The sequence below is a fragment of the cyanobacterium endosymbiont of Epithemia turgida isolate EtSB Lake Yunoko genome (assembly GCF_000829235.1).
Classification (GTDB): domain Bacteria; phylum Cyanobacteriota; class Cyanobacteriia; order Cyanobacteriales; family Microcystaceae; genus Rippkaea.
In genome coordinates this window covers 1377051-1392197 of record NZ_AP012549.1, presented here as the reverse complement: position 1 = coordinate 1392197, position 15147 = coordinate 1377051, and the positions used below count along the sequence as shown (strand labels likewise).

The window sequence follows — 15147 nt, the reverse complement described above, 5'->3', positions numbered from 1 at the left end:
AAAAAGTCCTAGAGCTAGTTGTCATCCCCTTTTTTTTCAAGAGGTTGCATGCAGCGTTTCTGCAAAAATATCAAGAAAAAATTAAAGGGGTTTTGAGATGCGGATTTAGTAGGTTAAGTTAGCTAAGACCCTAGTCATTAATAGTAAATAAACTTGATTATTAATAGTTCCTGACAAAGGTAGTCTCAAAGACCTAATTTCTTTAATCGCTTTTTTAACTGAAGATATCGATGTTTTGTTAATCCATACTACCATTATATTGCCATCGATTCTTGCTATCATCAATTTAACATCTTAATTATCCATAAAGTAAGTAGTATAATAAATTATGAGATTGTAGAGTGTAGCTAATTCAGCCACAACTTATCCTTGTTAAAGACTTTACCTAATAAGTCCTTAACAAGGATAAGTTGACCAAAGTTGTTTCTTTTAAAGAGATATATTGGTTTGATATAGAATTGATTTCATTAGGTAAATTAGTGTACAGTCCTATTTTTTGCTAAAAATTATAGTTAGATAATGGCTTGACGTAAGGACTTAATAGTATTCATTGTTGATGCACTCACCTGCTTAATATCTTGGGTGCTAGTAAATCGCCCTAGTCCAAAGCGCAAGGAAGCATAAGCGAGGTAATCTCCATGTCCTAAAGCTAGGAGAACATGAGAAGGAGTTGTTCCCATCGAAGAACAGGCAGATCCTGAAGATATTGCTACTGTTGATTGTAATCCTAGTAATAAAGCAGATCCGTCAACCTTCTCAACACTAATGTTAAGGTTACCTGGTAACCGTTGAGTGGGGTGACCATTAAGATGAATACCGTCCAGTTGACTTAGTTGATGCCAAAGGTGATCGCGCAATTGACTTTGACGTTTTCCCTCAGACTCTATTTCTTCTAACGCCAATTCCACAGCCTTAGCAAACCCTACAATTTGGGGGGTGTAGAGAGTTCCTGCTCGTATTCCTTTTTCCTGTCCCCCTCCGTGCAACTGCGCAACCAAGCGCACTCTCGGATTACGACGGCGGACATATAATGCCCCAATGCCCTTGGGCCCATAAACTTTGTGGGCAGTTACAGACATAACATCTAAATTCATCGTTTGAACATCTAGAGGAATTTTTCCTATCGCCTGTGCTGCATCGCTGTGGAACAAAACTTTATGATCATGACAAATTTGCCCAATTTTTGCCAACGGTTGAATCACCCCAATTTCATTATTAGCTGCCATGACTGAGAGTAAAATTGTCTCAGGACGAATGGCTTTTTCTAATTGATCTAAATCGATTAATCCGTTTTTTTGAACAGGTAGAAAGGTGATTTCAAACCCTAGTGTTTCCAAATAATGGCATGGATCTAACACGGCTTGATGTTCAGTTTGGACAGTAATGATATGTTGTCCTTTATTGAAATAAGCCTCAGCAATTCCTTTGATGGCTAAATTATTAGCTTCTGTTGCACCACTAGTAAAAATAATTGCTTCTGGATGACAATTTATAGCATCCGCTATGGTCTCTCTAGCTTTCTGAACAGCTGCTTCGCTTTCCCATCCATAAATATGAGTAGCACTTGAAGAGTTGCCAAAATATCGAGTAAAATAAGGCATCATCGCTTCTAGTACTCGCTCATCTATGGGAGTTGTGGAATGACAATCTAGGTAAATGGGACGTTGGGACATAATTAATCTAAATTACCAGAAATTGCCTACTCCTTGTTGAGCTCTGTCAGTTCTGAGAGTACATGCTGATACCTCAGAGTGTTGCAATATACTACTTTCCTCCCTGTTCACGATAACACATTTTTTTAAAAGCGTAGGATTTTCATCGCTTGAGCTAGGTATCCTTTCTGCTGAAAATTATGTTTAAATTGTTGGAACTCCCCTGCATCAAACCAAATACCATGGCATTCAACACAAGTTTCATACCAAAGGGGATATTTGTCAAAATCAAATATTTTAAGCATTGGTACTTGACATCGGGGACAATTTACTTTGTTTTGTAATGATTCTGATGGACTCTCCTCTTGAAAATTTCCTAAGTCTATAGTTTCAGAATCTTTAATATTTTTTAGCTGTTCGGCTTCTAAAGAGTCAAACCAAATTCCCCGACATTGGCAACACCGATTCACTTCTATCTTTTCATAGATAACTTTTTCTAAATTTCCCTTACATTTAGGGCAGATTGATAAATTCATAATTTTTTTTTTACCAATACTCTTTTTTTAAAAAATTGCTAATGTTTATCATAGAAAGATACGATATGGACTTAACTGTAACATTTAAAATACCAAAAATATAGGAATAGAAAATGAGTACGAAGTCACAAATAATTATTGGGTTAACCGGAGGAATTGCTACCGGAAAAACTACGGTTTCTAATTACATTAATAAGATTTATAAAATTCCTATTTTAGACGCTGATATTTATGCTAGAGAAGCTGTTAAAGCCAATTCTTCTACCTTGCAAGAAATTTTTATTCGCTATGGACAACTGGTTCAGTTACCCGATGGACAATTAAATCGTCAGATATTAGGAGATATTATATTTAATAATTCCGAAGAAAGACAGTGGTTAGAAAGTAAAATTCATCCTTTTATCATAAATAAGTTTAAGAAAGAAATAAGTCTATTAAAATCTTCAATAATGATTTTATCTATTCCTCTACTTTTTGAAGCTCAATTAACCAGTCTAGTCACAGAAATTTGGGTTGTTCATTGTTCTTATGAAAAACAAATTAAACGACTTATAAAAAATAATAAAATGACTAAAAACCAGGCTATACAAAGAATAGAAAGTCAGATGTCCTTAGAAGAAAAAATTGCTTTAGCTAATGTTGTCCTTGATAATTCTTTGACTCCAGATATACTATATCAGCAAATTGACTACTATCTAAAAAATAAATTTTTTAGATAGTTTTTATTTTTTGATAGTACAAAAAATTTGTTTATTCAATAATTTTACTGAGTGAAAATTATACTAAATCATTAAAATCATAATTAATTTTTTACAAGTAAATATAAATAATAAATATAATCTTTAATTATTTTTATTATTAAATTTAGCTCTTAACAATTTACTCTTAGAAGTTATAAATAAAAGCTAAAACCTCTCCTAAACTAGGAATAGTTAAAGAGTTGAAAACTGTAGTCATATTTTTTAAAATTGAACAAAATTATTGAAAACTAAAACAGTCTAAGTAGCTTCAGATTTTTTGTAGGTGTTGTTATAATCAATAACTGCGAAACTCAAACTTACTGATAAGTCGGTGGCATCTTCTATCCTTCTAACACTATTAAGTAGAGTATCAGATAATAAAGTTAGTTGGTAGCCAGAATCAGTGGATCAACCTGTTTTAACAACACAGAAAACTATGTTGCTATGAGAAGATAAAAATATTGTGTCTTCCAGAAAAGAATTTTGGGTTTATGGTATGGAATTTGATTGACTATCCTATGTACTAAGAATTATGTACTGACAGATGAACTTAAATACAAGGTGTCTAAAAACATAAAGCTATTATCAAAAATAAAAAGCAGAAAACTAATAGGATGAAGGAGAGGTATTGTAACTCTTATGAGCAAATCAATAGCTGAGTATCATTTATAGCTCTATGTTTATATGTTTTCATAAATCACAATATTCAGGCAATAATTTTTTATCCAAGAGATTTAAAAATTTATTCATGATAATATTAATTGCTTATGGTTGAGAATAACTTATTAACCTGTTGATTTATTCAATAACTTTAAATAAAGTAAATTTTTTATTTAAACAAAGCCTTAGGTATTGACAAGACAGTCATTAAATAACTTATTATAGATGTTAACTTAAGTTCATTGATTAGCTATATTAGATAATATAAGTTTCTCTCGAATTATAAATACAATAAACAAAAAAGAAGATAGCTATTCTAAAATAAAGAAAAATATTTTTAACTGATATTTTTAGAAGTTTTTACTTAATGTCTTTGTTCAAATTATGCGAGAGTAAATAATTAGTTTTCTTGAAAAAAACTTTATTTTTTTGATATAATAAGGATTATATCAATACTAGTCACTAAAAGTTTACAGATATCGAAAAAAAATTAGACAATCATTTATTAAAACTAATTCGAGAAAGTTAAAGTGCTGAAAAGCATTTAGAAAACGATGTCCTTTGATTTTATTTTGCAAAGATGATTAAGACTTAAATGAAACTAGCTCCCATCTGGGAAATTGCTATACAATAAGTAAAATACATCAAATTCTAGGGAGTATCCAAAATGTTTTAGCATTGAAATTAAAGCAGAGTAAGCACTTAACCATAAAGCTAGGCTGGCTAACATAGGATAGTCAATACTACCCCCAGTAAAAGGCTAAAATAAATAGGCAAACCTAGCTACTCTAGTCAGCGGGTACGAGTATCCTTGAGTTGTGTCAAATAATCAACAATCTTAAGAATCTCAAAACAGTCTTTCTGGTAGTTTAAAATAATATATATAAATTATAGGCAATAGATAATCTTTAGTACTAACCGAGTGAAGTGTCCGAACAAGAGCAAATAAATGGCAACATTTTCTATTTAGAAAAGACTACTGAAGCAGTAAAGTCTTAATTAAGAGCTAGGAAAACCTACGCTATACACTCGCGTAATTCGTGGGTAAGAATCTCGCCCCTCAAGTGTGTACCTAGAGGCGACAATGAATTGTCAACTTGCTAATAGGTTTCTTTAAGTTAGTTCTATTTACACGGGACTGACGGGGTTCGAACCCGCAACTTCCGCCGTGACAGGGCGGTGCTCTAACCAGTTGAACTACAGTCCCATTCTCTAAGCCGTCCATAAATATAACTAAATCAACCAGCATTTGTCAACCCCTAAAAAAAAATTTTCGGATGTCATAATAAATAGCCCCAGATATTAGAACATTTTTAATCTCTTTTTTACTTCTTGTATTTTACAATAAATTAGATATTTATCAATTTTTTTATTCTTTAATTATTTTTTTAGGTAAAGAACAAGGAACACTATTAATACTTATGCCCATTTATAACTTTAGTACCCTGTCGCATAGGTTCCTGAAAAGATATGACAAAAATTACATAAAAAAATGGCAATGGGTAAATTGCCATTTTTTTATAAACCTCGATCATGTACTTGAAAGAGAGTATCTTTTTCATTGGGTTTATTATGTTTAGATAAGTCAAATAAATTATAGCGATAATAACACCAATTTTCCATAAATTAACTAAGTAATTCTACGGCATCCCATTCAACATTATTAATGCCTGATGCCCCTGGATAATCTACTTTGGTTAACATATATTGAAGTCCGTAACCGAATTTATAGAACAAAATAGTGATTTCATCAAAGGTCATCAAACTAGGTTCTTTTCCCACAGGAGGGGTTTGATTACAAATAAGATAAGCGGACAAGTAAACGAGTATAAAATCCTTTGTCTGGTTTGATTTTTGCCCGGACGGACAATACAATTTTTCATCCAAGCCCCTTCCCGGTTTTCTAGTGAACGACTTTTATATAGAGGTCAAAATAAAAATAGGTAATTGTTTCTCCTAATTCATTGTTAACCTGAAAATAACGAACATCTTTATGCCATCTAGAGGCTTGACCATCAGCAAGAGTTATGGTTACCTGGAAGATACGTTATGCTAAAGTAAATAAGCCCTCTAATACTTGAATTAAAGGAAAATAAAGGCGCAATTTTTCAGCAGTTAAATAAACCTTCATTTTCCGTTGTTTTTCTGTCTAAAAACTAATATCCCAGTGTTTTTAGCAGCTAAACTTAGCAAACTAGAGGGTAAACCATCAACTTATTTTTTTGTTTTTAATTTCAGTCTGAATACTTTGTTTGCATCAAAAACATTGTTAGAAAACTTAGTAGAAAGTTCTACTAATTCTAATTAAATTTGATTAAATCGTTCTCGTTTTTCTCCTTCTACCTCGGTTTTCTCCTTCTACCCCTACACCAGCGAATTCTGCTTCACGGATAGCTATCTCAACAATACGCTTCTGGGCAGATCCTAGGGTATTCCATACTTCACTCTTTTGTAGGGCTTTAAATGCCTTATACAAGAATTGACTTTGGTTGATTTTATTGATAAAGTGAACAATATAAGGTTAAGATTATTAATAATCCTTCCGCAATTCTTGACTATTGTTAACTGACACTAAATGCTCGACAATTTCCCGACTTCATCTTAACCATTCTTCAATTTCTGTTAAAGGTTCTACCAATCCTTCCGAAATGTGAGTGACATTAGTTTCTAGGTTAGTTAATTAAAAATCTAAGTTTTCAATTAATTCAGTTATAACCAGAACTATTTGATCAGTCCAAACTTTATGAACTGGGGGAAGTCCTTTCCCAATAAGTAAAGAGTTATTGTTTATGCTTGCGTTAGTAATAGTTTAGGTTATATACAGTGCTAGTTAACTTAGGATAGTAGACTGATAGTTATGAATCGAGAACAAGGAACAGTTAGGAGAAAAAATTGAGAAGATATTTGTATATCAATGACTTTAAGAACTTTAAGACTTAGTAAAAATGCATGAATATTTCTGAAAGATAATAATTTATAACTACAATTTTTCTTAAGGATGAACTAACAATATATTAGAGTGCAAAAAATTGGGATAAGTGCTATCTCAATTAAAGCTAATATAAATGTGGAAAATGATATATCGAAAGGAAATGGATCAGAATCTTTAGACATAACGCAGGGTTTAATTAATAAAATACATCCTGTTCATGACTCCTACTTTCTTTACAGAAGAAAGTGGAATGACTATTAGTATTGTCAAAAACTAACCAGTTAAAATCTGTTTTCAGTTCTCTACTTTGATTTACTTCTGTTGACTCCACGGTTTATTTATTAAAAATAAAGAGTCTTTTATCCGTAATTTTTGATCAAAAATAAATTATATAGACTTGGTGTGACAAATTCTCTCTTGACTCAATGGTTTTAGCTTCTAGTTGGGAAAAGGAAAAACCTAACCTTTTTTGGCATGTGATTACCATTGAGTTAAAGTTCAGTGAAGATTATCCCTTTGATCTTTTCACCCCCAGTCTACACTCTTACTCTGTGTCAAACTAGAATATCATAATCTGGTTTTCATATTTCCCTTTTCTCTTACCTTCTAAAATCTCTGTCCTTCTTCCTTTCTTCAAATCAAAGTGAGTTTTTACAATCCGATTTAGGACAAGTTTCTCTTATCATAGTTCAGAAAAGTTTATACAATGTACTTCGAACATTAGCTTTCAAGTCTACATGAGAAAAATAAATGACGGACATATATATGTTAAGATGACACTTGCAGCTGGTAACGAATCTACTTAGGGTTATTAAATAGAGTTACATCTGACTTCTAAAGATATAGGATTCTAGAAAATATGATTTACACTGGTTGCTCAACCTGAAAATATGAATAGGAACAATTGGTTAACATTAACGTTATCCAAAAACTAAAAGTGAGCTAATGATATGGTTTTAGGTTTTTAACTAGGTTTTAATTGGGTTAAAATAATCTAGTATTTATGTAGATTGTCCTGAATGATTAATGTCCAAAAAAACCAAAATCACTCAACCAGCTGAAGTAATTTAATACAAATAGAACTTAACCGTTTAGCTGACTGTAATCATTAGTTAGTTCACTGCTGGAAACAGTTAAAGTGTTTCTTGTTGGTTCTATCATCAACTCAATTCACCTAAGAAGCGTCTTACATGCAATAAATGTTGGTGCTGACAAGTTTATTCAAAGAGGGGTCCACTAAGTATCGAATTACAATTCTCGTTTTAAGATTGGTAGAGATACAGAAAACGAGCAACCTCCTCAGACGAAATTACTTACATCAGCTTAATTAGATAGCCGACGTTTAGGTGAAAGATAAGGGTGAGTATAATTTTCTTTGATTCTTCATTGGCTTGAAGTCAATTGCAACTAAATTTAGACAGTTTTTTGACTAATTTATATCGACAGGCACTCGACTTAATAAAGTGTTTTAGTCGGCTACAAAAGTTTGAGGGAATTGCATGTCAAAACAAATTGTTATCGCAGAGCAACACCACATTGCTGCTGTTTTCTGGGAAGATAAAATTCAAGAGCTAGTGGTTGCCACTGGTAACCAACAAGTTAGCGACATTTATTTAGGAGTGGTAGAAAATGTAATTCCAGGGATTGACGCAGCATTTGTCAATATTGGGGATGCAGAACGCAATGGGTTTATTCATGTCACCGATTTAGGTCCTCTTCGCTTAAAAAGAAGTCCGGGAGCTATTACAGAGTTGTTGACTCCTCAACAAAATGTATTGGTTCAGGTGATGAAAGAGCCCACGGGAAATAAAGGTCCACGACTCACAGGGAATATTACATTGCCAGGTCGGTACTTAGTTTTAATGCCCTATGGTCGAGGGGTTAACCTTTCTAGAAGAATTAAAAATGATGATGAACGTAGTCGACTACGTGCTTTAGCTATTTTGATTAAACCTGCAGGAATGGGATTACTGGTTCGGACAGAAGCCGAAGGGAAAGCTGAAGAAGCAATTATGGAAGACTTAGAGTTTCTCCAGCGACAATGGGAATCTATTCAAGTTCAGGCTACTTCAACCCGTCCTCCTTCTCTACTCAACCGTGATGACGATTTTATTCAACGGGTGTTACGGGACATATATAGTGCAGAGGTAAACCGCATTGTTTTAGATTCCCAAGCAGGGGTAAAACGAGTAAAACAACACTTAATGAACTGGAGTAGTGGCCGTTCTCCTGAAGGAGTCTTGATTGATCATCACCGCGAACATCTTGGAGTTTTAGATTATTTTCGCGTCAATGCCGCGATTCGAGAAGCGCTAAAACCAAGGGTTGACTTACCTTCTGGCGGTTACATTATCATTGAACCTACCGAAGCGTTAACAGTTGTTGATGTTAACTCTGGTTCATTTACCCGTTCAGCAACAGCCAGAGAAACAGTTCTGTGGACTAATAGTGAAGCAGCTACAGAAATTGCCCGTCAATTGCGTCTGCGTAATATTGGAGGGGTAATCATTGTAGACTTTATCGATATGGACTCACGGCGCGATCAACTGAAGCTATTAGAACATTTCAATAAAGCTCTTAAATCTGATAAAGCTAGACCACAAATTGCACAACTTTCGGAATTAGGTTTAGTTGAACTGACTCGAAAACGTCAAGGCAAAAATATTTACGAATTATTTGGTCAAGCCTGTTCCAGTTGTGGTGGTTTAGGACATATGGTTCGCCTTCCAGGACAATCCGAATTGATTCCTTTAGAAACGGTTACTGTGGTTTCCCCCTCTTCTGTTGTAAAACCAGTGGAAAAATCTGTGGAAAAGCCTGAAATTCTTGGAGAATCTAGTTTTGAAAATGAAATATATCAGACCCCTAGTCAACTAGAATTACTTCACCATCCGAGCTATCAAGAACAGGGTAATGCCTCCAATGCCACTCGTCGTCGTCGTCGCCGTCAATCTCAACCTCAGTTGAAGGATGAGTCAACGACTAAAGTAATTCCTAATATCGTGGTAAAAGAGAGTGACTATTTAGGAGAAATAGAAGCTGAACCCAGGAAAGAAAAAGGGCATAGACATTTACGCCGAGAAGAAATACCAATGGAAAAGGTATCTGTGGAAATGACCCCTTTGGAACAAGATCTATATGCCTTAATGGGAGTTTCTCCCTTAGTGTGTCTTGATCGTGAGTTTAAAGACCCTAAGTCTGTATTAGTATCCGTTAAGTTCTCTGAACATTTAGTAAATATGTCGAACACACAAGAAATAAGAAAGGAACAAGAAATACAAGAGGTAAAAGAGGAAGCGGAGATTTTTTGTGGAGACACATCATTTGTTATATCTCAATCCATTTCTCCTAAAGTATCTGAGTTTTCTGACAATGACGAGAAGACAGATGATAAAGAAACATCAACAAAACTACCGGAAAATGACTCTGAACGCCCTGTGATTCGTCGTCGTCGTCGTCGTTCTTCCGCCAAAGAAGCTTAGTAATTATCTTAAAATGCAAATAGATACATAAGAAGGGATAATTTAACTTTGTCTCTTCTTATGTATGACAAAAATTACGTCAGCTCATATTTATGGAGATTAGTCTGGATTCGTTGTCCTCATGGACATTAATTGCTATGTAAGCCGATAAAGTGATATATAGAATGCTATTTAGCCCTGTGATAGTATTTTCTATTTCAAATACGCCTTATTTTTAAAAAAATAATAGTTAAAGACAGCAAATATTTTACTTTGGCTATGACAAAATCACCATAAACAAAAAAAGTCGAGTTTTTGGACATAATAGAATGTAGTCAAAATAAGAGTTTTGTAAGTTATTAACCGCTAATTTAGCATTCTAAATCCAAAGTATCTATAGTAATTACACAGAAGTTTATTTTAAAAATACTAAAAACAGTGATTTTGGGATGGGTGTATTTTAAAAATTTAAGACCTATATTGTTACGTAACTCAAAAGGTTGTCTTAGACAAAATCTGAACGTTTGAAGAGATTCATAAACTATGAGCAGTATAATCTCTTGTCTGGAAAGATAATTGCCATTTTAAGCTTAATACGAAATTGTTAAATATTTACTACCAATGACTATACAAAAGCATTTATAAAGTAAATATAAAAAGTAATGAAAGCCTTCTAACTAGTGGGTTATGATAAGTCGTCTGCCCGATCATTACTGGTAATAACTGGGCATATAGCCAGTTTTGCCCTGTTTAAGCTTTGAGATAAACCGGCTAAAGAATTAACGAAAGAAGTAAGTTGATTTTCTTGAGTAAGTCTTTCTAAAGAATATTGACTGACCCACTCCCTGTAGTCTTTGAGTAGTTAACTCAGTAGGAATTGTTTAGTTTTTAGTAGAATGCTTTTTAGAAAAATATTACCAGTCATTTCCAATAATAGTTGGGAATTTAACTATAATGGGGGAGTTAAAGCTACCGTAAATTATTAATTACCTTGACTTTTTAGGTATTTTTTTACTCCTGATTTTATCGGATAAGTTTTCTCCTAAGATTCAAATAAAAGCTACTATTGATATAATCACTACCCCAAAATTCGTATTCTGAAAATTTTAAATATATCTTATCTTAACTATAGGTCCTAATGTTTAAAACAACTATGAGTTATAAGTGATAAAGCTCCATAAAATGGAGGGTATACATCTTTAACCTAAAGAGATATTCGGAAATGGTTTCTATTAATTTTGGACTGGTAATTGCCTCAACTAACAGTTGAGGTTGTCGTAGATAATCATGCAAGGAAACTGAAACTAAAGTATCGTCAACAACAATGGAGATTGTCTCCAGATTGTCTCCGAAGCACTAGGATGAATATCCATAGATAATTGATCGACCTAAAAATCTTTCAAAGAAAAATTTTTATATTTAATTTAAGTTTACTTTTCTAAAAAAATTAAGTTTTTTTAGAAAAATTATGAAAAAAATTTTTACTAATTAAATGATACTCACGTGAACTTTAGATCAAGTTAAATTACTTAAGCATAGCGATCCAAATCTCAGTATAATCAATCAGGTTGCAAATTTATTGTCTATGGCTATTTCCATTGCTCATCTAGGTCCGACGGGAACTAATGCAGAAACTGCTACTCTGGCTTATCAGCGTTGGTTAGAGCAAAAAGAGGGAAAAAAATCTTTTCTGTGTCCTTATCCTACAATTGTTCAATCTTTATACGCTGTTGCCTATGGAGAAACTCAACAGGCTGTTGTCCCAGTGGAGAACTCTACAGAAGGAACAGTGGCTATCATCCTCGACAGCCTTTGGCAATTAGACAAACTCAAGATTCAACAAGAGTTAGTCTTGCCCATCTCCCATGCTTTATTATCAAGAAGAAAATCTCTAAAAGGACTAAGAACAGTTTATTCCCATCCCCAAGCTTTAGCACAATGTCAACATTGGCTAGAGCAGAATTTACCTTCTGTTTCCTTAATTTCAACAAATTCGACCACGGAAGCTCTACATCAAATAGATCTCGATTTTACCTCGGCGGCGATCTCCTCTCCTCGTGCTGCTAAGTTATACAACTATCCCATCCTGATCAATGATATTAACGATTATCCCGATAATTGTACTCGGTTCTGGATATTGGAATTAACACCAACCACCATAAAAGGGAGTCGGATTTCCTTAGGATTTAGTGTTCCTGATAATATTCCTGGCGCGCTGGTTAGACCCTTGGAAGTATTTGCCAAACGGGGAATTAATTTAAGTCGTATCGAATCTCGCCCTACCAAGCGATCACTAGGAGAATATCTCTTTTTTGTCGATCTTGAGATTAACTCAGAGTTTAATTCTATTGAAGAAGCCTTAGGCGAACTGAGAATCTATACGGAAACTCTAAAAATTTTGGGGTCTTATCGAGTATTATCACTTAAAAAAATAGATATTGCTCAGTTTTAAGCTATTGGGACTAGCTTAATCTATTTAAAGAGCTGTTCTAGCTGCTAAATGATTACGGGTATAAGTTAAAATTAATGATTTCAAGTTAAGGTCTCTAAGCTACGTTTTAAGAGAATTGCAGTATTTTATTTACTCAGTAGAGTTTTTGGACAATTCAACCTTTTGATCTATCAATTTTACTGAAAGGCGTACAACATTTTAAAATAACTGTTGCACTTAGTCAGCTAGGGGTCTTAAATCTTCGGATTAAGGTTGATGCTTGACCTATTCTAGCTATCCCATTCGATAGGTGTTTTCTGAAACGGTATCGAGCAGTCTAAATTTTCGCTGTCCAAGGAAAGGATAAGAACTTTCACACAATTATCGGGTAAACGTTGAAATCGAATCACTTCAGAACAACAACCCACTTTGGTAATTTTACCGTTGAGAGAATTACCCATCAAAACCCCAAAACAACTATCATTACTCTAAAACTGTATTTATCATCATACGATAGAGAAATTTAAAGATATGGAGAGGAAGGGGCGACTTAAAAAATAAACCTATTTCTACGAAGGAAAACAGAGGAAGTTCTCTAATGAACAGGGATGAAAATGTCATAATACACAGAGAGCCTCCATAAGCTATCGTCTACCACTCTAGCCGATTATTATCGCTCAAAGTCAAAGTGACTTCTCAACTTTAAAACTTTGTGTTGACTCATAAACTTCTTAACAATTAATCCCATAACGGAGAGGGTGGGATTTGAACCCACGTTGGTTTGACCCAAACCCGATTTCAAGTCGGGCGCATTCGACCACTCTGCCACCTCTCCAATAATACAAGCATCTTCGATTCTATCAAAAATTGTTAGACTAACACATGATTAATAAGACTTTACAAATCTTCGGGAAAAAGCTCCACACATGAGTACTAGACATAGATAAGATTAGTGGATTGGTTAAAAAAGTTGGGTATTCAGGAAGGCTGTACTTGGGGCAATAGTATCTTGACGACGATACAAACATTCTTGAGAAGAAATTATCCCATCAGAATTAACCCAAACTAAAGATATTTCTCTAACTTCTCCTTGATTCAAAAAAACTAATGAAAAATTGCGTAGTTTAACTTTATCTTTTTTTATGTGGCGGGGAACACTAGCAGCATTCAAATAGATTGTCTTTGTTGAATTATGTTCAACTTGAATTCTGAGTCGAGAATTTGTATATCGTAATCGATGGTGCATATGCCCGAAGGTCACGAAGGGAATGTGCTTACCCAAAGCGTGAACTTCAGTGATAGCCTCTGCTAAATCAGGGTCACCATGATCACCTCCCAGGGGGTTCCAATCACGTCCACAGATTGCCCCAGGTTCTTCTCCTAATCCTGTTGGTCCATTATGTCCCAAAAGAATCACAGTATTGTATTTTGCCTGTTTGGCTGCAGCGACAATTTTAGCAGTAGACTCTGCAAAACTAGTGACACCGTAACGAGCACGTAAAAAGTCTTTGTTTCTCCATTTAGAGCCACCCCAACTATAGGGGCGACTCCCCACCACCGAGAGGTTTAATTTCACAAAATCTAACTTAGCATAACCCACATGGGTTGTTCCTAATAAATCGAGTTGTGCCTGTAGCCAATCTTCTCTAGTTCGATCATAAGGACATTGTTCGCGCCCCCAGTCTGAGGCAGTGTACCAGGCATCATGGTTACCCATAATAGCGGCTTTAGGAAGAGTGAGGTCAGCAACTAAACGAACAGTAGAAACTGCCTCATCCCCAAAATCTCCAACAAAGAGGACAAGATCAACTCCTAAATTTTTTAAAGCAAGATTATCATCCTCTTCCCACTGACCGTGAATATCACCGACCACGGCAATGGTAACTTCCTGCTTAGAATAGTTAGCCATACTAATTTGACAAGGACTCAATTCAATTCCTCAATTAAATTTGGTAATAGTTATAGCTTTTAACTCTAACTTACCCTGGAGGCTTTGTAACTTAGATTTTATTACTTACTCGCTCATCATAACATACATAGGGAGTATAATCTAAGAGTGTTATTAACTTGATCTTTAAGTGATCTTATCACTTAAATTTGTAGTCTGTCTACTTATATTGACATCCTTATCACTATTAAACTATTAAAAATTAGCATATTATAATAATGGCAGAGACAAAACCCCAAAATTCAAGAATTTAGATTACTCTTTCTTTTTATTTATAAAAATTTTTATTGCAATTACTGCTAAATACAATAGAGAATAAAATACTTTTTTAGTATATTTTAATTATTAATAATCGGAAAATATAATGAGGGTTTTAAAAAAATCAACCGACTCACAAGAGACTTTTACAAAGCTTGAAAGTTTGTCTAGATTAATTTAGCCGAACAGAGGCATTAATAAAGATTCAATCAATGCTCTTTTCAAGGTATGGATATTAAGTTTTTAGTCAGATAAATAGCAAAATGAGGTAATTTATGTACACTAAGTGTTTGCCAGTCAGTCCGAGATTATGCCTTGAGAAAATATAAAAATTAGTTGATTTTTACTAACTTAGCCATTAGTGCTTACTTTTAAAACAGAAATATATTATTCATTCTAATATTACTTATGTCGATAATTATAAATAATTTTAGTCGCTAACACAAATAAGAACTAATAATTTTATCAAAATAGCTAATATTTAAGTTTCACAATAAGTTTTAAGAGTTGCAGACATAGCCTCTGCTGA

At 33.9% G+C, this 15147-nt stretch carries 7 protein-coding genes, 2 tRNA genes and 1 pseudogene; 3 read left to right on the top strand and 7 right to left on the bottom strand.

Features of this window, described 5'->3' with window-relative positions:
* Nucleotides 1-512 precede the first annotated feature (512 nt).
* On the bottom strand, nucleotides 513-1673 hold the full coding sequence (locus ETSB_RS04285; protein WP_044106508.1) for a cysteine desulfurase family protein: 1161 nt from the start codon (nucleotides 1671-1673) through the stop codon (nucleotides 513-515).
* A 125-nt stretch (nucleotides 1674-1798) separates the two neighbouring features.
* Entirely contained in the window at nucleotides 1799-2188 is a 390-nt protein-coding gene (locus ETSB_RS04280) for a zf-TFIIB domain-containing protein (protein WP_044106507.1), read from the bottom strand.
* Between the two features lie 113 nt (nucleotides 2189-2301).
* Here ETSB_RS04280 and coaE point away from each other — a divergent pair, with 113 nt between their 5' ends.
* A complete protein-coding gene (gene coaE / locus ETSB_RS04275) occupies nucleotides 2302-2907 on the top strand; it encodes a dephospho-CoA kinase (protein WP_044106506.1) in 606 nt (201 codons plus the stop codon).
* Nucleotides 2908-4721: 1814 nt separating this feature from the next.
* Here the strand turns inward: coaE and ETSB_RS04270 are convergent.
* A tRNA-Asp gene (locus tag ETSB_RS04270) sits at nucleotides 4722-4795 on the bottom strand.
* 233 nt (nucleotides 4796-5028) lie between these two features.
* A pseudogene (locus tag ETSB_RS10490) lies at nucleotides 5029-6103 on the bottom strand (M3 family metallopeptidase); the annotation flags it as partial.
* A gap of 1916 nt (nucleotides 6104-8019) precedes the next feature.
* On the opposite strand from ETSB_RS10490, the gene ETSB_RS04260 reads away from it, so the two are divergent.
* Nucleotides 8020-10002, top strand: coding sequence for an Rne/Rng family ribonuclease (locus tag ETSB_RS04260; RefSeq protein ID WP_044106505.1), 1983 nt, complete (start codon nucleotides 8020-8022; stop codon nucleotides 10000-10002).
* A 1137-nt stretch (nucleotides 10003-11139) separates the two neighbouring features.
* On the opposite strand, the gene ETSB_RS10290 is transcribed toward ETSB_RS04260, so the two are convergent.
* Nucleotides 11140-11274 carry a DUF1997 domain-containing protein gene (locus tag ETSB_RS10290; protein ID WP_232509862.1) on the bottom strand — a complete coding sequence of 45 codons (135 nt, stop codon included), beginning with the start codon at nucleotides 11272-11274 and terminating at the stop codon, nucleotides 11140-11142.
* A 292-nt stretch (nucleotides 11275-11566) separates the two neighbouring features.
* Here ETSB_RS10290 and pheA point away from each other — a divergent pair, with 292 nt between their 5' ends.
* Complete coding sequence (pheA, locus tag ETSB_RS04255) at nucleotides 11567-12433, top strand: prephenate dehydratase (protein ID WP_044106504.1); 867 nt, start codon at nucleotides 11567-11569, stop codon at nucleotides 12431-12433.
* A gap of 729 nt (nucleotides 12434-13162) precedes the next feature.
* Here pheA and ETSB_RS04250 read toward each other — a convergent pair.
* Nucleotides 13163-13247: transfer RNA gene (locus tag ETSB_RS04250), tRNA-Ser, on the bottom strand.
* Between the two features lie 126 nt (nucleotides 13248-13373).
* Nucleotides 13374-14321: a TIGR04168 family protein gene (locus tag ETSB_RS04245; protein WP_044106502.1), complete on the bottom strand. Its 948-nt coding sequence runs from the start codon at nucleotides 14319-14321 to the stop codon at nucleotides 13374-13376.
* Nucleotides 14322-15147 lie beyond the last annotated feature (826 nt).